The sequence below is a fragment of the Citrobacter sedlakii genome, from assembly GCF_018128425.1.
In the GTDB taxonomy this organism is placed as follows: Bacteria; Pseudomonadota; Gammaproteobacteria; order Enterobacterales; family Enterobacteriaceae; genus Citrobacter_A; species Citrobacter_A sedlakii.
Genome location: NZ_CP071070.1, coordinates 540955 through 561198, shown reverse-complemented (window position 1 = coordinate 561198; position 20244 = coordinate 540955). Strand labels below are relative to the sequence as shown.

Genomic DNA, 20244 nt, shown 5'->3' with positions numbered 1-20244 from the left:
CTATTCCTGCGCAAATGAATAACGTTAACGCCGCCGCCCCTATACGCGCCACGTTCTTCCTGCTGAAGACACTCACGATTTTCTGCTCTTCTCTTTATTGACTGTGCATTTCTCTGCTGAGCAGTTAAAAATCAGCGGCAAGCGAGCGCCATAATCATTCACGTAAGTAAGTACCGGCGTGTTACCCAATTCGGCGATACCGGCGACCATCATCTGGCTGGTCTGCGGCGCAATCACCATTGGCGTAAACCCTTTCGCCGTCTCGCCGTCCACGTCGCGACTGGCATCGCTCACTATGACGTAATAACCCGTGGTGTTATTCACCTGATACTGACCCCCTTTTTTCTCCAGCACCACGTCATACTGCCAGGGATTCATGGGATCGACTTTCGCTAGCGACACGGGGCGATAGAACAGCTTGATCCGCGTTTGCAGCGCAATTTGCAGCGTGTTGGGCGCATCGCTTTTGGGCGGGATCTCACGTACGTTGTAGAAAAATAAGCTTTCCCTGTCCTGGGGCAGCGCAGCTAAACCCGGCATTCCCTGAATCCTGGCCTGGCCGATACTTTTCGCTTCAATGCGCTGCACCGGCGGTACGACGGTCAGCGGCGAGCTGATCCGCACGCCCTTTTCGTCTTCGATCCACGACTGAGCAAGGTAAGGCATTTTCTCGCTGGCATTTTTTAAATCCACGCTGATGGATTTATCATCCCCTTTGAATACCAGTCGCGTGCGGTCCGGGGATACGGCCGCCTGCGCCGCGCCGATTGTGCCCATTGCGCAGCTCACCAACACGGTCAGAAGATGTCCTTTCATAAAATAAATCCTTTGTGATCAGTTTCGGGTTAAAAGCGCTTCCGGTTTTACGGAAGGCGCTAACCGGGTTTTCTGCTGTGTCATCGGGAGAACAGGTCGAGAGCCGGCTCTTTCATGACAGCCCCCTCGCTCCTGCAGGGAAGCAGCAGCCCGCTGTATAACGCTTTCGGCAACGGCGTCGGCAGCACGATTTCACATTGTGGCAGTCCGTCCCAGATAACCTGCATCCGCTCTGCCGCGTTGACGCCAATCAAATAGACGCTGCCGTCGCCGTCAACAATGCCCACCTGCTGGAGATGCTCGTTGCGAACCTCTGCGCCAAAAGGGGGATAATCACCGTTCTGCAACCTGATAACCGCCATCGCTTTTTCGCCGCTGATCACGTCCATATGACGGTAGCCTATTGCCCCTTCGGTTAGCGTCGCCTGCGCTACCGAATTAATCACTTCGGCATTTTCGGGTAATTCCGTCAGATCGATACGGATTTGATTGCGGTAGTAATCGTTGACATCGGTGAGCACCGCTTTACCAAAACCATTGGTGTACACCGGCGTATCGTAGCCACTGACCGGAATATCCGCCTGACTGTCAACGTTAACCAATAATCGGGTACCGCCATTCACGCCAGTACGGTGAAATGCGCCTCCGTACGGCGTTAACGTTGCTCCTCCCTGTAAGGAGAGCCCGCCGGAAAGGTATTCCCCTTCCTGATAATTCACGCTGGCATCCACATCGGCAAAATTAGCGGCATAGCGATAGTAGCCGTCCATCGTCGCACCGTCGTTGCTATGACCGGCGTTGATTTGGACGTTATTACGATCGTCGATGCGCTCGTAATACCCCACCTGATTGCTGTTATTGCCGTCGCTGAAGGAGCCGTTATAACTTAGCGTGCGGTCACTTCCCCAGGGGACGCTCAGCGAGACGAAAACCCCATCGTCGGTATCAGTGTCATAGTCGTTGCGATAACCATTGATCGATAAGCTGACATTGCGCATGTCGCCAACGTTGAAATAGTGGGAAACCGTCAGGTTATAGCTGTCTTCGTCCGGTCGGTTCCAGTAGGTCCGGTGAGTAAAATTCAGATAGGCGTTGACGTTAATCTCGGCAAAGTTCTGACTGTACGTCAGCGTATACATCTCTTTATCATGGCCGCTGCGCACCCGATCCTCATCCGCATACTGAGCATCCAGATAGTCATCCATCGTCATATAGTTCTCTTCCGAGAAACGAAAACCCGCGAAGGTCAGACGACTTTTCAACGCGTCAAAATCTTTAGCATAGCTGGCCCGAAAGGCGTTCCCGTGGATGATTCCCTCGCCATAAACGCTGCCTTCAGGCATACGCGCTCGCGAATGGGTCAGGTCGATCGACAGCGCCCCCAGAACCGCCATATCCCGCCCGACGCCGATCGCCAGCGCCTGGTAATCTTTTTCGCCGATCCCGCCGCTGTACAATGACCAACCGTTCGCCACCCCCCAGGACGCCTCCCCGACGCTGAACAGCGAACCCTGCAAATGACGGTCCCAGTCCTGCGGGCGGCCGATCGCCACTTTATAACGCACCTGTCCAGGTCGTGTCAGATAAGGGACAGACGCGGTGCTGACGTCATATTCCTGCACCTGACCGTTCTGTTCTTCAATACGTACGTGAAGGTCGCCGGAGACGGCCTCGTTGAGATCCTGAATGCGAAACGGACCCGCCGGTACCTGCGTTTCATGGATCACCCGTCCTTGCTGAGTAACGGTGACCCTGGCGTGCGTTCGGGCGACGCCGGAAATATCCGGCGCGTAGCCTCGCAGATTCGGCGGCAGCATCTGATCGTCGGTATTCAGACTGCCACCGATATAACGAAAGCTGTCAAAGATATCTGACGTTAGCGAATCTTCGCCAAATTTCAGCTGCGCCCCCAGGGACGGAATAGCACGATAGGCGTAATAGCGGCTCCAGTCCCAGTTACGGTCAGAATGAGCAGAAACCTCGTCATTTTCACGATCGTCCGCATCCTGATGCCAGTAATTGGCCTGCCAGTCGGCGCGCAAACGCCACGACCCTAGGTTTGCCCCCAGCGTACCATTCCCGCTGACGTCATATTCGTCACCTTTTGTATGCTCAGGGTGCTGCCACTGGCTATTAATATTGTAGTCGATGAATATTCCGGGAATACCTTCATCCCAGCGCGATGGCGGGTCCCAGTCTTTATCTGAATATTGGAGATAGGCTTGTGGGATTATAACCACCAGAGTCGACTTACTTAAATCCGTTTGAAATTCGACGCCATCGAGTTGATTAGGCATCAGGCAGCCGCCTGAATTTATCCAGCGTAATTTGTCGAGAACATCTGTTTTTAATCCAAATTGCGCAATCAATTCAGGGGGTAAACAGGGAAAAGTAACCGTGTTATCAGCCTGCGCTGTTATATAATTTACGATGCGTTCTTGGGCAATCTGGCTCTGATTTACCATCACCTGTAATGTGTATTTGCCCGGCATGACGTACCCTTTGCGGGAAAAGCGGTTGAGATCGAATTTCGAACCATCCTTAACGTCGAGAAACTGAGTATTAAACTGAATAGCATCTTCGGCGAAGCTATTTCCCAGATCGCCAATTAACGCCATACCGACGAGAAACGTTAGCGCATGCGAGCGAAATGATGAATAACGGCTCATCAGATATCTATCCCTGATAATTTAATGATAGCAAGCGAAATAAACCCTCAGACGATCTGATGGATGGCGAATAAAATTATCTTGATTGGTTTCTCTACGGCACGACTGCCGTAGAGAATGGCATACCTTACAGGTAGCTCACTGCGAAGTTCACGACACTGTTAAATTCACCAGTATCGATCGACGTTGCCGCGTCGTCCCCTTTTACCCATGCTTTGAAGTTCAGCGTCTGATCAGCCAGCCCTACGCCGCTGGCATCGACAGCCAGAGGCTGGCTATCAGCTTCGTCCAGCTTAATCTGTGCGCCTTTATAAGTTGCCAAAACGATACTTGATCCTGCCATTTCACCGTTCGCGCCCATTAAGGCGATATTGCCTGCACTCGTTGTGGATTCATTACCCGCCGCTGAGAATGTCGTCGACATGGTTTTCTCGGTAGTGAACGCACAATTTTCCAGTTTGATATGGAAATCAACTGCGGAAGACTGACCGCCTTTCAACAGAGAACCGGTGCCAATATGTCCCAGGTTAACGGTCTGATGCTCGTCGCCCACCGCAATCGAACATGGAGAATCTTCAATCGTACCGGTAAATGTTACGTTACCCATATTCGTACCCGCCGCATTAGCGAAAGACACGAACCCCATAATCATTGCCGAAGCAGCGATTGTTTTCACTACAGTTTTCATTCTTAATCCTTTAAACATTTAAAATAAGATGAGTATGATTAACACGCGTCTCCAATAAAAACATCGAAGCCGATGCAGAGTGCATACTCTTCACTCAGATAAGATTATTTTTGTTGATTTTCATTTTAGAATTCAGCAAAATGTAAAATGCGTACTGAAAATAACTAAATTTTATTTTCGCCACGCATTATTACCCATAAAAACCCCCAAACAAACCACTTTTAATGGTAGATAACTTACTAAAGATCTGTTTTCTTAATTTAAGGAAATCCCCATAAAAGAGATGCATGAAAAGATTAAAATAGCATCAGCCAGTGCTCAAACCCTGCACAAAAAAATAAATCTGACATATGACTATTACATTAATTCAATTTAACTTAAAGTTCGCTTAAGTAAAGAAATCATTGTTCACGGGGTTCGCGTATCACCCTTATTGATCATTGCTGTTTTTCAAATTAACACCATAAATATTAATGGTGATAAATTTCATATTAATACGTCTAACGCTATGCTTCTGGCATGATTGCACGGAATAACGTCGCAGAGGTAAAACGGGCGTCATACCCGATCCCCGAATAAAATAAAAAGATAATGATGATGTTTTAATTTGTTACGAGGTTATTAATTCAAAGTCATGATTGCCGCAAATGTGAAAATAAAAAAGTAATTGGCAACAATATTGCGGACACCTTCCGATTGTACCAGGGCCTTTAACGACATTTTTATACGGACACCTCCGGATACTGTCCGGCGGCAACGTTACTCTCCCCACGCTGGTCTCGCGGTGCCCCCGCAACGTATGTAAATCCGGACGGAAACGTTTGCATTCACCAGAAAAATGTATATTATGCGGCGGATTTTTTGACCAAAATTCAAGGAGGCGTTGTGTCGCAAGATAACAATTATAGCCAGGGACCCGTCCCACTGACGGCGCGGAAAGGTGTCATTCCATTAACGTTTGTAATGTTGGGATTGACGTTTTTTTCCGCCAGTATGTGGACCGGCGGCACGCTCGGCACCGGTCTTTCCTATCATGATTTCTTCCTGGCAGTTCTCTTCGGTAATCTTCTCCTCGGTATTTACACCGCTTTTCTCGGTTACATTGGCGCCAAAACTGGCCTTTCGACCCACCTCCTCGCCCGCTACTCATTTGGTGTGAAAGGCTCATGGCTTCCCTCCCTGCTATTAGGCGGGACGCAGGTAGGCTGGTTTGGGGTTGGCGTGGCCATGTTCGCAATCCCGGTGAGTAAAGCTACGGGAATTGACGTCAATATCCTCATCGCGGTTTCCGGCCTGCTGATGACCATGACCATTTTCTTTGGCATATCGGCGCTGACGGTGTTATCGATCATCGCCGTTCCCGCGATTGTCATCCTCGGCAGCTACTCCGTGTGGCTGGCTGTGGACGGAGTGGGCGGTCTGGATCACTTAAAAGCGATCGTGCCGCAGACACCGCTCAATTTTTCAGGCGCGCTGGCGCTGGTCGTCGGCTCGTTCATCAGCGCCGGGACGCTCACCGCCGATTTCGTCCGCTTTGGCCGCAACGCGAAAGGCGCCGTACTGGTCGCGATGGTGGCGTTTTTCCTTGGCAACTCGCTGATGTTTATTTTCGGTGCCGCAGGCGCCGCCGCGGTGGGCCAGGCTGATATCTCTGACGTTATGATTGCTCAGGGCCTGCTACTGCCCGCCATTATCGTTCTTGGCCTGAACATCTGGACGACCAATGACAACGCGCTCTACGCGTCGGGTCTGGGCTTTGCCAACATTACCGGGCTCTCCAGCCGCACGCTGTCAGTAGTAAATGGGATTATCGGTACGCTCTGCGCGCTGTGGCTGTACAATAACTTTGTCGGCTGGCTGACCTTTCTGTCGGCAGCGATTCCCCCCGTTGGCGGGGTGATTATCGCCGATTATCTGATCAACCGCCGCCGCTACGCCAACTTCCACAACGCAACTTTTGTGACGGTCAACTGGGTCGCCATCTTGTCAGTCGCGCTCGGCGTGGCAGCCGGGCACTATCTCCCCGGTATTGTGCCGGTGAATGCGGTCCTCGGCGGCGTATTCAGCTACATCCTGTTAACCCCATTCGCCAGACGAACCTTTGCTAACGCCCCGGAGGCCACCCATGCAGAATAATACGCTCACGATTCGTCAGGCCCGCTTGCAGGGGCAAGAAGGGCTATGGCAGATCGCGATTGAAAACGGACGATTCAGCCGTATTGAACAGCAGGAAACCGCCTCAGCGCCTGCAGGTCAACAACTTGACGCCGAAGGCGGGTTGGTGATTCCGCCTTTCGTCGAGCCGCATATTCACCTGGATACAACGCAAACAGCAGGTGAACCGAGCTGGAACCAGTCGGGTACGTTATTCGAAGGTATTGAACGCTGGGCAGAGCGTAAGGCGCTCCTCACCCACGAAGACGTTAAGACTCGCGCAATGCAGACGCTGAAGTGGCAAATGGCCAACGGTATCCAGCATGTCCGTACTCACGTTGACGTCTCCGATCCCACGCTGACGGCGCTTAAAGCGATGCTGGAAGTGAAGCAGGATGTTGCCCCATGGGTCGATCTGCAAATCGTGGCGTTCCCGCAGGAGGGCATTCTTTCTTACCCCAACGGCGAGGCATTGCTGGAAGAAGCGGTGAGGATGGGCGCGGACGTAATTGGCGCGATCCCCCACTTTGAATTTACCCGCGAGTATGGCGTTGAGTCGTTGCATAAAACGTTCGCGCTGGCGCAGAAGTACGACAGGCTGATCGACGTGCACTGTGACGAAATCGATGATGAGCAGTCGCGCTTCGTTGAAACCGTCGCCGCGCTGGCGCATCGTGACGGGATGGGCCCACGCGTTACGGCCAGTCATACCACGGCGATGCACTCTTATAACGGCGCGTACGCGTCCCGCCTGTTCCGTTTACTGAAAATGTCGGGCATTAACTTCGTCGCTAATCCGCTGGTGAACATTCACCTGCAGGGCCGTTTCGACACCTATCCTAAGCGTCGCGGCGTGACGCGGGTGAAAGAAATGCTGGAAGCGGAAATCAACGTTTGCTTTGGTCATGATGACGTTTTCGATCCGTGGTATCCGCTGGGCACCGCAAACATGTTGCAGGTGCTGCATATGGGATTACACGTCTGCCAACTGATGGGGTACGGACAGATTAACGATGGGCTAAATCTGATCACCAGCCACAGTGCGAAAACGCTCCACCTCCAGGATTACGGCGTGAAGGTAGGAAATTCGGCGAACCTGGTGATTTTACCGGCTGAGAATGGTTTTGATGCGGTTCGTCGCCAGACGCCTGCGCGCTATTCCATCCGCCGCGGAAAGATCATTGCCGAGACGGTTCCCAGCCAGACAACGCTGCATCTGACGCAGCCAGAAGCGGTCACGTTTAAGCGGTAATGTGCTGAAGAATATTGCCGGATAGCGGAGTCATCCCTGTCCGGCCTGTAAATGCATCCGGTCTAAACGGCCAGCAAACTGGCTCGTACCTTCACCACCACTTTCTTAATTTCGCCTGGCTCCCGAAATACGCATCCTGGCTTATGCGGCTCTCCCGGCATAAACACGGCGAACATCCCCGGTTGCAGGGTGACCGACTGTTCGTCTGCGATCTCACTACACAACTGGTAATCCTCTTCTTCATGCATTTCTTCGCAACGTCGCGCCGCGCCGTTCACGCCAAAGTGAATACGCTCTTTCCCTGCTAACAGCAGCTGGATATCGATATACTGCTCGTGCAGCTCCGCTTTCTTTTCCGTCGGCAACTGCGTGAAAAATTCCATTACATTCATAAAAATATTGTCGCTCTGCAGCGCATAGCGACCAGGCGCTTTTTCCTGCGGCCTTGCCGCCAGCGCGAGCGTCAGCGCATCCAGAAGCACAGGATGCAAACCTGCGTACGGTAACGAACGAACTTCACCCAATATCATAGACGTTCTCCTTGAGCCAGCAGCGCTGCGCCCAGTAACCCTGCATCGTGTCGGTAGTGCGCGGCGGATAATGCAACGTGATAGACCGGCGGTTGTTGGGCCAGAAAATCGCCGACCTGCGTCAGATAACCTTCCGCCAGTCCGACGCTGCCGCCCACCACTACCCGCTGGCAGTCGGTGATCGCTTTGACATCGGCGATCAGCCGCGCCAGTACTTTCGCCGAGCGCGTAACCAGCTGTGCCGCCTGCGCATCCCCTTCCGCCGCGCGTGCAAAAAGGGTTCTGGCGTCGCAACCAGCAAGATCGCCTTGCGCGGCGGCGGCAATGCCGCGTCCCGAGGCAATCGCCTCCACGCAGCCAATCCGACCGCAGCCGCACCGTGGGCCGTTCGGATCCGCCAGGGTGTGTCCGAGATGCCCGGCCAGCCCCCCGCTACCGGTCAGCAGTTTGCCGCCGCTCACCACCCCGCCGCCCACACCGGTCGACACGGTGATAAACACCATATCGCGGGTCGCATCGGCCAGCGCATGGTATTCCGCCCAAGCCGCTGCCTGCGCATCGTTGACCGCCAGGGTCGGTAACCCGGTGATCGCTTTTACTGTTTCAACTAGCGGAAAGTGTAGCAACCCGCCGAGATTTTGCGGATTAATCGCCAGCAGGCTACCGTCGCGAATTATCCCGGTTGACGCGACAGCAACCCGCTGCGCCTGCGCCTGCAGCGGCGCAATCAGTTCCGCGATCGCTTCGCGCAGGGCATCTGGCGTTTTACTGGCGGGCGTTGGACGTTCAATTCGTTCGCGGATCTGTAAATCCTCATCCACCCGGGCGGCGGCGAGTTTGGTGCCGCCAATATCAATCGCCAGCGTCGTCATAGCACCGCCTTTTTCAGCGCCGCGTTGTACCACCCGCAGATGTGTTCCAGACGCGTAATCGCAGACCCCACCGTCACCGCCCAGGCGCCGTGACGCATCGCCTCCGCGGCCTGCGCTGGCGTGTTGTAGCGCCCTTCGGCAATCACCCGACACCCGGCGTCGCTCAGGGTTTTGACCAGCGCCAGATCGGGCTCTTCTGGCGTTTCCGGCGTCGTGTAACCGGAAAGCGTGGTGCCAATCATATCCGCGCCCCGCTGATGGCAGGCCAGTCCGTCCTCACGCGACGCGCAGTCCGCCATCGCCAGACGCTGATGATGATGGATCCTCGCCAGCAGCGCGTCCACAGGAACCGGTCGCACGCGATCGGTACCATCAAACGCAATAATATCCGCCCCGGCCTGCGCCAGCGCATCGACATCGTCCAGAAACGCGGTGATGCGCACAGGAGAGTCGTCCAGATCGCGCTTGAGGATGCCGATAATCGGCACGTTCACCACAGCGCGCGTTGCCCGTACATTGTCGATGCCTTCAATACGCAGGGCGACCGCCCCCGCCTGTTCCGCCGCCAGCGCCATCGCCGCAACGATGTCCGGCTTATCCAGCGGACTGCCGGGAACCGGCTGACAGGAGACAATCAGGCCGCCGTTTGCGGCGATACTTTTATCCAGTTGAGCAAGTAACGACATACTTCTTCCCTTCCGAGTGTTACCCGGTACGAGACCGGGTAAATGGCTTAACTTTTACCTTTCGCTAACGCGCTTTTATCGCCGCCGAGCGGTACGGCGCCGCTGAACGGTTTGCCATCAATGGCGTCGTGCGTACGTAATGCTTCCGGGCGCAGCCAGCGCTGCACGCGGGACGGCATATCCAGGCCAATCAGCAGGATCACCACAAAGGTCAGGCTAAACGAGAGCGATCCCAGCGCGGTACCCAGATCCAGACGCTGGGCGATAAGCGCGCCGAGGATCGGGGCCAACGCGCCGCCCAATGCCCCCACGTTGTAGGTGAAGCCCAGGCCCGCCGCACGCTGATCGGTGTCAAAATAACCGCCGATCAGTTTCGGTAAGATCCCGGAGATCCCCTGCCCTAACATCTGCTGGAAAAACAGTAGCAAACCGAGCACCCAGACGTTTGTGCCGCCAATCGCAAACACCGGAATGATCAATACTTGCGAGGCCAGCAGGCTGCAGACGTAGGCTTTGCGCGTGCCAAGCCAGTCGCCGAGGAAACCGCCCACGCAGCAGCCGACCGCCGCGCCAAAGCCGCTAAAGAACAGCACGCGCGCCACGGTTGACGGATCGTACGCCAGTTCGGTTTTCAGATACGTTGGCAACAGCGCCTGGATAGGCCATGAATAGAGGAACGCAAACAGCACGACGACCATCAGCATCACCCCTGTCGGCCAGCGCTTGCCGCTGCTTTGCACCATGAAGCTGATAAAGATAACCGCACACAACAGGCCAAGCACGGCAACGATCGCCGCATTTTGCAGGTTGCCGGCAAAGCAGAACCACAGCGCTGTTGCCGCCGCGATCGTCATCAATACGTTGACGACGCGATGCTCGCCCCGATAGAGAATATCGACCATCGTGCGCACCGGCGCTTTGCCTTCATGCTTCTCTTTCCAGTCTTCGGCTTCCGGAATGTTTTTACGCAGCCAAAGGGCAAAGACGATTGGCAAAATGCCGATAAAAAACAGTGCACGCCATCCCCAGACAGGAACGACAAGGCTATAAACCTGTGCGGCAACCACCGCACCGACGGAGAAACCGGAAATCAGAAAGCCGCTGGCTTTGTTACGCAGATGTTTCGGCCAGCTTTCAATGACGTACGTGGCGCTGGAGCCGTATTCCCCCGCCATGCCCATGCCGATCACCAGTCGGGCGATAAACATGGTGGTGTATCCCGGCGCAAAACCACAGGCCAGGGTTCCCACAGAGAACATAATGATGCTGGTGACCATCGCCAGACGACGCCCGTAGCGATCGCCCATCGCCCCCAGCATCAGCCCGCCAAACCAGCGGGAAATAAAGGCCGCCGAAATCAGGCTTGCCGCCTGTACCGTCGTCAGCCCAAATTCGCTCTGTACTTCGGTCAGGACAAGGGCAATTAACACAAAGTCAAAACCATCCAACAAATATCCCAGCCATGCGGCAGAAAACGCCCGCCATTGGGCGCGATTGAGATGGCGATACCACGGGATGCTTTGGGTACACTTACTCATAACACTCTCCCGATAATTTTTGCTGTTATGCCGGACGGCGACGTTGCCTTATCCGGCCTACAGAGTATGTTTTGCAGGCCGGGCAAGCGAAGCGCCCCCGGCTTTTCACGGTTACGCCTTCTCTGCCAACAATTGCTGAGCCAGCGCCTTCAGTTCCGGTAGATAGCGTTCGTCTACCGGGGCAAACGGCTTACGGCACAGCGGGACGGACAGCACGTCCATGTAGTGCAGTACCGTTTTCAGCCCACGGAATACCCCGGTTTTTATCAGCAGATCGATAACCTGATTACACTCGGTTTGCAGTTGTTGTGCAGCCTGAATGTCACCGGCCTTGAGCGCCTTTACAATGCCCTGGTAGCGCCAGCCCATAATGTTATAGGTGCTGCCGATCCCACCATCCGCCCCGGCCAGCAGGCCGGAAGCAAAAATCTCATCGTAGCCGTTGTACAGCACCAGATCCGGATGCGCGCGACGGATTTGCTCCATCTGATACAGATCGCCAGAAGTTTGCTTCAGCGCGCCGACGCCCGGCAGCGTCACCAACGTGTTGATCTGATCCAGGCTGAGCTTCACGCCGCTGAGCGCCGGGATGTTATAAACCACCATGGGTAATCCCTCTGCCGAATCAATGATTGCCCGATAGTGGTCGCAATGCTCCTCAAAACTAAACGGATAGTAAAACGGCGTCACCGCGGAGACAGCGTCAAAACCATAGCGATGCGCCGCCCGGGCGAGCTGTTGGCTTTCCGCGGTACTCACCGTTCCCACATGGGCAATCAGCGTGACGTCGCCCTTCGCTTCTTCAGCGACAACTTCCAGTACTCGCTCTCTCTCCGCGATGCTCTGAACGAAGGCTTCCCCGGTCGACCCACCCACATAAAGCCCATCGATGCCCTGCGAGACAGTAAAGCGCACCAGACGGCGCAGACTGTCGATATCCAGTTGCTGTTGCGAATCGAAAGGGGTTAATAACGCTGGCATTACGCCTCGTAACTCTTTTGCCATACCGACCTCTGTCACTGTTAGTGTTATCTGATTGCATACCTTTATACCTGTTATACCAGATCAAATAAGCAGCAGTGCAATACATCGTGCTTATATTGCGATCTGCTTCACTAAAGGATCGTTATTTTTTTGATCGAGACTGTTGTCCGAGGGCGTGCCAGGTGGCGGAGACGCTATTGAGATGGGTTTGTAACGCACGATCGGCTTCGTCAGGATCGCGTTGACGAATCGCTTCGACGATCGCGATATGCTGCTGATAGCTAACGCTATTATGCTCATGAAGCTCGCGATCAGGTACCGTTGGACGCGCGGCGATCAGCCAGTCGAGCAAAGCGACATGGATCGCCATGAAAATCGGATTACCGGGGATCTCCGCCAGCACGCGGTGAAAATCCACGTCGGACCGGATAAACAGCGCGTTGTCATCCAGCGACTGGCTGTTGAGTTCCAGCGCTTTCGCCAGTAGATCGATCTGTGCGTCAGTGGCGTGCTCCGCGGCGTAGCGCACCAGACTCGATTCAAAAAACAGCCGCAGTTGTTCGAAGTGGGCAATGCCTCCGGGATGGGCGAGGAAATCTTTCGCCATGCCGGACAATTCGCTGATGATCGTGTCGGCGGAAGGACGGGAGACACGGGCGCGTTCACCATTGTTGATCTGCACCAGCCCTTTACGCTTGAGCGCCGCCAGCGCTTCACGCACCGAGGGGCGTCCCACGTTGAAGAACGCCATCAGCTCACGCTCAGACGGAAGCTGTTCGCCCTCGCCAAATTCCCGACGACGAATCATTTGTTCCAGTTCTTCTTCCACCATCTCAGAGAGCTTTTTCCGCGCCAGCGGACGTTTTCGCAGACTACGACCGATAAGGGCAGACGAATTTTCAGCTTGTGAATCAAATGTTTTCATAAGACCTGATCAGCACGTTACGGGAATGTATAGCAGCTTCATCCTAACACAGGATCGAAATAAGGGGGAAACAGGGCGGCAGGCATAAAAAAACAGGCTCTGACGAGCCTGTTTGACATCACTTCACCACGCGAAGCGCTGGTCGTCCACCGCGCGGCGGCGGATCGTTATCCGGATTGTCGTCGTCATCACGATCCGGCTTATCGCCGTCGATAACCGACATGACGGTTTCGCTCTCAGCGCCAGACGCCGCGTCATCATCATTCAGGCTGGCAACGTCTTCGTCGTACGCCGCTTCCGGTTCAAACATCGTTCCGGCGCCGTTTTCACGCGCATAAATCGCCAGCACTGCCGCCAGCGGGACGGAAACCTGGCGCGGTACGCCGCCAAAACGCGCATTAAAACGCACTTCGTCGTTGGCCAGTTCCAGATTCCCCACCGCGCGCGGAGCGATATTCAGGACGATCTGACCGTCGCGCGCATACTCCATTGGAACATGCACGCCAGGCAACGTCACATCCACCACCAGATGCGGCGTGAGCTGGTTGTCGAGCAACCACTCATAGAAAGCACGCAGCAGATAAGGACGACGTGGTGTCAGCTGTGACAAATCCATAGGCATTAACCCCGGCCGAGGCGCATTTCACGTTCAGCTTCGGTTAAAGAAGCCAGGAAAGAGTCACGTTCAAAGACGCGGGTCATATAGCCTTTCAGCTCTTTCGCGCCCGCACCGCTGAACTCAATGCCCAGGATCGGTAAACGCCACAGCAGCGGCGCCAGGTAACAATCGACCAGACTGAATTCATCGCTCAGGAAGTACGGCTTCTGACCGAAGACCGGCGCAATCGCCTGCAGTTCTTCACGCAGTTGCTTACGCGCGACGTCCGCTTCCGAGGCAGACCCGTTGACGATGACGTTCATCAGGGTGTACCAGTCTTTTTCGATACGGTGCATGTACAGGCGGCTTTCGCCACGTGCGACCGGGTAAACCGGCATCAGCGGCGGATGAGGGAAACGCTCATCCAGGTATTCCATAATGATGCGAGATTCCCACAGGGTCAGCTCACGATCCACCAGTGTCGGGACGCTCTGATTCGGGTTGAGGTCAATCAGATCCTGAGGTGGATTGTCCTTCTCCACGTGCTCGATCTCAAAACTCACACCTTTCTCAGCCAGCACAATGCGGACCTGATGGCTATAGATGTCAGTAGGACCAGAAAACAGCGTCATTACCGAACGTTTGTTGGCAGCGACAGCCATGAAAACCTCCAGGTATATTCAGAATTTTTACTGCTACCAGCCACCGCGTGGCCAGCCAGAAGTGATGTCACCCACATCGGACAGGTCATCATCGTTCAAAAAGCAAACAAAAAATGAGCAATACCCGATATTTGGGCAGAAAATTGGATGATAGTTTACCAGATTTTGTGACCTTTGTGGTGAGTCGATTCCGGAAATGGGGAAAAAGAGGGAGTTGTCAGGGGATTACGCCCGATTTATCCATAAAAAAACCCGCCGAAGCGGGTTTTTTCGCCAAGAGTCTTCTGCCTGAGGCAGAGAACCATTAACGTTTGGAGAACTGCGGACGACGACGTGCTTTACGCAGACCGACTTTCTTACGTTCAACCTGACGAGCGTCACGAGTAACGAAGCCAGCTTTACGCAGTTCAGAACGCAGAGACTCGTCGTACTCCATCAGAGCGCGGGTGATACCGTGACGGATCGCACCAGCCTGACCAGAGATACCACCACCTTTAACAGTGATGTACAGATCCAGTTTCTCAACCATGTCGACCAGTTCCAGCGGCTGACGAACTACCATGCGAGCAGTTTCACGACCGAAGTACTGTTCCAGAGAACGTTGGTTGATTACGATTTTGCCGTTGCCCGGTTTGATGAACACACGAGCTGCGGAACTTTTGCGGCGACCAGTGCCGTAGTATTGATTTTCAGCCATTGCCTATAATCCCGATTAGATGTCAAGAACTTGCGGTTGCTGTGCCGCGTGGTTGTGCTCGTTGCCAGCGTAAACTTTCAGTTTACGGAACATAGCACGACCCAGCGGGCCTTTTGGCAGCATGCCTTTAACCGCGATTTCAATCACACGCTCAGGACGGCGAGCAATCATCTCTTCAAAGGTCGCTTGTTTGATACCACCGATGTGGCCGGTGTGATGATAGTACACTTTGTCAGTACGCTTGTTGCCGGTTACAGCAACTTTGTCAGCGTTCAGAACGATGATGTAATCACCGGTATCTACGTGCGGAGTGTATTCCGCTTTGTGCTTACCGCGCAGGCGAAGAGCCAGTTCAGTAGCCAGACGGCCCAGAGTTTTACCGGTCGCGTCAACAACGTACCAGTCGCGTTTTACGGTTTCTGGTTTAGCTGTAAAAGTTTTCATTAAAAGCTTACCCAATAAATAAGTTACACGTTGGTGAACACCCAAACGTTTAGTCAGTTGAGGTTCACACGACAAAGTCCGGCAAACCTACCCCTTCGAATAGCCAATGCCAGCACACAAAAAGTTTCGGGAAAAAAACTTTCTTGTAACGTGGGGTCGCAGGATTATAGAGAAGTCGGGGTCAAAGATCGACCCCTTTTTGTGATTTGTGTAACGGTCATCCGCGCCGGAGGGCGAGCGTTCAGGGCATATGGTCCCGCTTGAGGTACTCCTCGCTCTGCATCTCCTGCAACCGCGACAAGCAGCGCTGGAACTCGAACTTCAGCCGCTCCCCCTGATAAATATCATATAAAGGCACCGCCGCGCTGATCACCAGCTTGACATGGCGTTCGTAAAACTCATCCACCAGCGCGATAAAGCGCCGCGCTTCGCTCTCCATCAGCGGCGTCATCACCGGCACATCGAACAGCATTACCGTATGGTAAAGGCGCGACAGGGCAATGTAGTCATGCTGGCTGCGGGCGTCGACGCACAGCGTATCGAACGACACCGCCAGCGTTTGGTTTTCGGCGCCCAGCGTCGGCAGCGGACGGTGATTGATTTCCAGCGTCGGCTCCTGCTCGCGCTTCACCCCTGCCAGCGCCAGCCACAGCGTATCCATCTGTTGCCGCGTTTCATCGTTAAGCGGTGAAAGCCACAGGTGCGCCTGGGTCAGGGTTCGCAGGCGATAATCAACGCCCGCGTCCACGTTCATGACGTCGCAATGTTGCTTAATGGCATCAATGGCGGGAAGAAAGCGTGCGCGCTGCAGGCCATTACGGTACAGCTCGTCAGGCGGAATATTCGAGGTCGCCACCAGCGTGATACCGCGGGCAAACAGCGCTTTCATCAGCCCGCCGAGCAGCATCGCGTCGGTAATGTCGGAAACAAAAAATTCGTCAAAGCACAGCACGTCCGTTTCGGCCTGAAAACGGTCAGCGATCGTTTCCAGCGGATCGCTCTGCCCCTGGAGCGCCGTCAGTTCTTCATGGACGCGCAGCATAAAACGATGAAAGTGCAGACGCTGTTTACGTTCGCCCGGCAGACTATGGTAGAAAAGATCCATCAGCCAGGTTTTCCCACGCCCGACGCCGCCCCACATATATAAGCCGCGCACCGGGACGCGCTGCGTCACTTCTCGTTTTCCCAACAGCTGGCCGACGCGGGCCATAAAGCCTTTCAGCGGGGCGGCTGGCGGCGTCTTCACCGTTAGCGCCTGATAGATCGCCTCTAGGCGGTTAACCGCCTCTTTTTGTACGTCGTCGGGTTGGTGGGTGCCGTCGTTAATGGCTTTCAGATAACGCGATGTGGGGGAAATGCTTTGCATGATGTTATTGTTATTCCTTGAAAATCGGTGTGCCGTCGTTCACGGTTGTCGAAAAAAAGGCCGTTCTACACTACGCGATATACACGTGGGATTCCACTTCTGCGGGATTAGCGGTTATAGTGGCTATATCAGGCGCGGGCATGGAGCCTAAAGCCAACACCCTACGGAAACAAAAGACAACGGGAGATGTTCATGACCTGGGAATATGCGCTAATTGGTTTAGTCGTCGGCATCATCATCGGCGCCGTAGCCATGCGTTTTGGTAATCGCAAATTACGTCAGCAACAGGCGTTGCAGTACGAACTGGAAAAGAACAAAGCTGAGCTGGAAGAGTACCGTGAAGAACTGGTGAGCCACTTTGCCCGCAGCGCCGAACTGCTGGACACCATGGCCCATGATTACCGCCAGCTGTATCAGCACATGGCGAAAAGCTCCAGCAGCCTGCTGCCGGAACTGTCTGCGGAGTCGAATCCTTTCCGTAACCGCCTGGCGGAGTCTGAAGCCAGCAACGATCAAGCGCCGGTGCAAATGCCGCGTGACTACTCTGAAGGCGCATCCGGCCTGCTGCGTAGCGGCGCAAAGCGCGACTGATCGCACATCGGCACGAAATTTTCCGGGCGCGCTCATTGCGCCCGCCTCTTCTCTCCCGTCCCGACTATCATTTAATCATTATCCGCATTGTTAGCTGACTGAAAATTCAATAACATCAACCTGTTTTGAATCGACTTTCCTTTCACTCAAGGTACGAGAGCAGGATCCATGAAAAAACACACCCAGCTGTTGAGTGCTTTAGCGTTAAGTGTCGGGTTAACTCTCTCGGCACCGTTTCAGGCCGTCGCCTCGATTCCCGGTCAGGTTCCGGGCCAGCCCGCGCTGCCGAGCCTGGCGCCGATGCTCGAAAAGGTGCTGCCTGCCGTGGTGAGCGTGAAGGTTGAAGGCACCGCCACCCAAAGCCAGAAAGTACCGGAAGAGTTCAAAAAGTTCTTCGGTGACGAACTGCCGGATCAGCCCTCGCAGCCGTTCGAAGGTCTCGGCTCCGGGGTGATCATCGACGCCGCGAAAGGTTATGTGCTGACCAACAATCACGTCATTAACCAGGCGCAAAAAATCAGCGTACAGCTTAACGACGGTCGCGAGTTTGACGCGAAGCTGATTGGCAGTGACGACCAGAGCGACATCGCCCTGCTGCAAATTCAGAACGCCAGCAAGCTGACGCAAATCGCTATCGCCGACTCCGACAAACTGCGCGTCGGCGATTTTGCGGTGGCCGTAGGCAACCCGTTCGGTCTGGGACAGACCGCCACCTCGGGTATCGTCTCCGCGCTGGGGCGCAGCGGGTTGAATCTGGAAGGACTGGAAAACTTTATTCAGACCGACGCCTCGATTAACCGCGGGAATTCCGGCGGCGCGCTGCTTAACCTGAACGGCGAGCTTATTGGCATCAACACCGCCATCCTCGCGCCCGGGGGCGGCAGCGTGGGCATTGGCTTTGCCATCCCCAGTAATATGGCGCGCATTCTGGCGCAGCAGTTGATTCAGTTTGGCGAAATCAAACGCGGCCTGCTCGGTATCAAGGGCACCGAAATGACCGCTGACATCGCCAAAGCGTTCAAACTTGACGTTCAGCGCGGCGCGTTTGTCAGCGAAGTGCTGCCGAACTCCGGTTCCGCGAAGGCAGGCGTGAAATCCGGCGACGTCATCACCAGCCTCAACGGTAAGCCGCTCAATAGCTTTGCCGAACTGCGATCGCGTATTGCCACCACTGAACCGGGCACAAAAGTAAAACTGGGCCTGCTGCGTAACGGTAAGCCGTTGGACGTGGAAGTCACGCTCGACACCAGTACTTCCGCCTCTGCGAGTGCGGAAATGATCGCCCCGGCGCTTCAGGGCGCGACGCTGAGCGACGGTCAGCTGAAAGACGGCAGCAAAGGCATCAAAATTGACAGCGTGGAGAAAAGCAGCCCGGCCGCCCAGGCTGGTTTGCAGAAAGATGATGTGATTATCGGGGTCAACCGCGATCGCGTCCATTCCATCGCCGAAATGCGCAAATTGCTGGAAGCGAAACCGTCAATCATCGCGCTACAGGTGGTTCGCGGTAACGAGAGTATTTACCTGCTCCTGCGCTAATGCGACTTAACCGGACATCAGCCCCGCGTGTGATGTCCGGTTAACTCGTGGTATGCTGCTGCCGTTTCCTTTATTAATGACGCCTCCATCATGTTTGTGAAGCTCTTACGTTCGGTCGCAATTGGTTTGATTGTCGGCGCCATTCTTCTGGCCGCCATGCCTTCGCTACGCAAAATCAACACCCTTTCCGTACCGCAATACGACAGCGCCGACGAGACGCCGGCGAGCTACAACTCTGCGGTACGTCGCGCGGCGCCTGCGGTGGTCAACGTCTATAACCGCAGCATGAACAGCACCGCGCATAACCAGTTGGAGATCCGCACGCTCGGTTCGGGCGTCATTATGGATCAACGCGGCTATATCATTACCAACAAGCACGTGATCAACGATGCCGACCAAATCATCGTCGCCCTTCAGGATGGTCGGGTGTTCGAAGCGCTGCTGGTCGGCTCCGACACGCTGACCGATCTGGCGGTCCTGAAAATCAACGCCACCGGCGGCCTGCCAACCATTCCGATCAACACCCGTCGCACGCCACACATTGGCGACGTCGTGCTGGCTATTGGTAACCCGTACAACCTCGGGCAGACCATTACCCAGGGGATTATCAGCGCGACGGGGCGCATCGGCCTGAACCCGACGGGACGGCAGAACTTCCTGCAAACGGACGCCTCGATCAACCACGGAAACTCCGGCGGCGCGCTGGTGAATTCGTTGGGCGAACTGATGGGAATCAACACGCTGTCGTTTGACAAGAGCAACGATGGTGAAACCCCGGAGGGGATCGGCTTTGCCATCCCGTTCCAGCTGGCGACCAAAATTATGGATAAGCTGATCCGCGACGGGCGCGTGATCCGCGGCTACATTGGCATTGGCGGTCGCGAGATTGCGCCACTGCACGCACAAGGCAGCGGGATGGATCAGATCCAGGGGATCGTCGTAAATGAAGTCGCCCCGGATGGCCCGGCGGCGCAGGCGGGAATTCAGGTTAACGATCTGATTATCTCGGTGAACAATAAGCCGGCAGTGTCCGCGCTGGAAACGATGGATCAGGTGGCGGAGATCCGACCGGGATCGGTGATCCCTGTGGTGGTCATGCGTGATGACAAGCAACTGACGTTGCAGGTCACCATTCAGGAATACCCGGCGACCAATTAATACGCTGCATCCGTCACGCTGCCGCTTTGTTGGCTATGGTCATTCTCCCCAGTCTCGTACTGTTCGTACGCTTCTGGG

The 20244-nt window shown here is 54.9% G+C and carries 18 protein-coding genes and 1 pseudogene; 5 read left to right on the top strand and 14 right to left on the bottom strand.

The window, feature by feature from the left end; translation table 11 throughout:
- Positions 1-72 precede the first annotated feature (72 nt).
- The 3 genes and pseudogenes from JY391_RS02725 to JY391_RS02715 form a co-directional block, all read right to left on the bottom strand.
- Positions 73-816, bottom strand: a complete 744-nt coding sequence (locus JY391_RS02725) for a fimbria/pilus periplasmic chaperone (protein ID WP_060571053.1) — start codon at positions 814-816, stop codon at positions 73-75.
- A gap of 18 nt (positions 817-834) precedes the next feature.
- Positions 835-3485: pseudogene (locus tag JY391_RS02720) on the bottom strand (outer membrane usher protein).
- Positions 3486-3612: 127 nt separating this feature from the next.
- Positions 3613-4173, bottom strand: a complete 561-nt coding sequence (locus JY391_RS02715) for a fimbrial protein (RefSeq protein ID WP_181822476.1) — start codon at positions 4171-4173, stop codon at positions 3613-3615.
- 885 nt (positions 4174-5058) lie between these two features.
- On the opposite strand from JY391_RS02715, the gene codB reads away from it, so the two are divergent.
- Positions 5059-6309, top strand: coding sequence for a cytosine permease (gene codB / locus JY391_RS02710; protein ID WP_042291930.1), 1251 nt, complete (start codon positions 5059-5061; stop codon positions 6307-6309).
- Positions 6299-7579: a cytosine deaminase gene (locus JY391_RS02705; protein WP_211935190.1), complete on the top strand. Its 1281-nt coding sequence runs from the start codon at positions 6299-6301 to the stop codon at positions 7577-7579. The genes codB and JY391_RS02705 overlap by 11 nt, the downstream gene beginning before the upstream one ends.
- 62 nt (positions 7580-7641) lie before the next feature.
- Here JY391_RS02705 and nanQ read toward each other — a convergent pair whose 3' ends face one another.
- The 11 genes from nanQ to zapE all read right to left on the bottom strand — a co-directional run bounded on the left by nanQ (position 7642) and on the right by zapE (position 16881).
- Positions 7642-8109: an N-acetylneuraminate anomerase gene (gene nanQ, locus JY391_RS02700; RefSeq protein ID WP_211935189.1), complete on the bottom strand. Its 468-nt coding sequence runs from the start codon at positions 8107-8109 to the stop codon at positions 7642-7644.
- On the bottom strand, positions 8106-8981 hold the full coding sequence (gene nanK, locus JY391_RS02695) for an N-acetylmannosamine kinase (RefSeq protein ID WP_060571050.1): 876 nt from the start codon (positions 8979-8981) through the stop codon (positions 8106-8108). The genes nanQ and nanK overlap by 4 nt, the downstream gene beginning before the upstream one ends.
- A complete protein-coding gene (locus tag JY391_RS02690; RefSeq protein WP_042291938.1) occupies positions 8978-9667 on the bottom strand; it encodes an N-acetylmannosamine-6-phosphate 2-epimerase in 690 nt (229 codons plus the stop codon). Before JY391_RS02690 ends, nanK begins: the two co-directional genes overlap by 4 nt.
- A 47-nt stretch (positions 9668-9714) precedes the next feature.
- Complete coding sequence (locus JY391_RS02685; protein ID WP_042291941.1) at positions 9715-11205, bottom strand: MFS transporter; 1491 nt, start codon at positions 11203-11205, stop codon at positions 9715-9717.
- A gap of 111 nt (positions 11206-11316) precedes the next feature.
- Positions 11317-12210, bottom strand: coding sequence for an N-acetylneuraminate lyase (gene nanA / locus JY391_RS02680; protein WP_060571049.1), 894 nt, complete (start codon positions 12208-12210; stop codon positions 11317-11319).
- Positions 12211-12331: 121 nt separating this feature from the next.
- On the bottom strand, positions 12332-13114 hold the full coding sequence (gene nanR / locus JY391_RS02675; RefSeq protein WP_042291946.1) for a transcriptional regulator NanR: 783 nt from the start codon (positions 13112-13114) through the stop codon (positions 12332-12334).
- 118 nt (positions 13115-13232) lie between these two features.
- A complete protein-coding gene (gene sspB / locus JY391_RS02670; protein WP_042291947.1) occupies positions 13233-13730 on the bottom strand; it encodes a ClpXP protease specificity-enhancing factor in 498 nt (165 codons plus the stop codon).
- Positions 13731-13735: 5 nt separating this feature from the next.
- A complete protein-coding gene (gene sspA / locus JY391_RS02665) occupies positions 13736-14374 on the bottom strand; it encodes a stringent starvation protein SspA (protein WP_042291949.1) in 639 nt (212 codons plus the stop codon).
- 304 nt (positions 14375-14678) lie between these two features.
- Entirely contained in the window at positions 14679-15071 is a 393-nt protein-coding gene (gene rpsI, locus JY391_RS02660; RefSeq protein ID WP_000829818.1) for a 30S ribosomal protein S9, read from the bottom strand.
- Positions 15072-15086: 15 nt separating this feature from the next.
- Positions 15087-15515: a 50S ribosomal protein L13 gene (gene rplM, locus JY391_RS02655; protein WP_000847556.1), complete on the bottom strand. Its 429-nt coding sequence runs from the start codon at positions 15513-15515 to the stop codon at positions 15087-15089.
- Between the two features lie 241 nt (positions 15516-15756).
- A complete protein-coding gene (zapE, locus tag JY391_RS02650; protein ID WP_211935188.1) occupies positions 15757-16881 on the bottom strand; it encodes a cell division protein ZapE in 1125 nt (374 codons plus the stop codon).
- A 192-nt stretch (positions 16882-17073) separates the two neighbouring features.
- On the opposite strand from zapE, the gene zapG reads away from it, so the two are divergent.
- The 3 genes from zapG to degS all read left to right on the top strand — a co-directional run bounded on the left by zapG (position 17074) and on the right by degS (position 20166).
- Entirely contained in the window at positions 17074-17472 is a 399-nt protein-coding gene (gene zapG, locus JY391_RS02645; RefSeq protein WP_042292056.1) for a Z-ring associated protein ZapG, read from the top strand.
- A gap of 168 nt (positions 17473-17640) precedes the next feature.
- Complete coding sequence (gene degQ, locus JY391_RS02640; RefSeq protein WP_211935187.1) at positions 17641-19008, top strand: serine endoprotease DegQ; 1368 nt, start codon at positions 17641-17643, stop codon at positions 19006-19008.
- 90 nt (positions 19009-19098) lie between these two features.
- The gene (degS, locus tag JY391_RS02635; protein WP_042291957.1) at positions 19099-20166 is read left to right on the top strand and encodes an outer membrane-stress sensor serine endopeptidase DegS; all 1068 of its coding nucleotides are present in this window, start codon (positions 19099-19101) and stop codon (positions 20164-20166) included.
- Positions 20167-20244 lie beyond the last annotated feature (78 nt).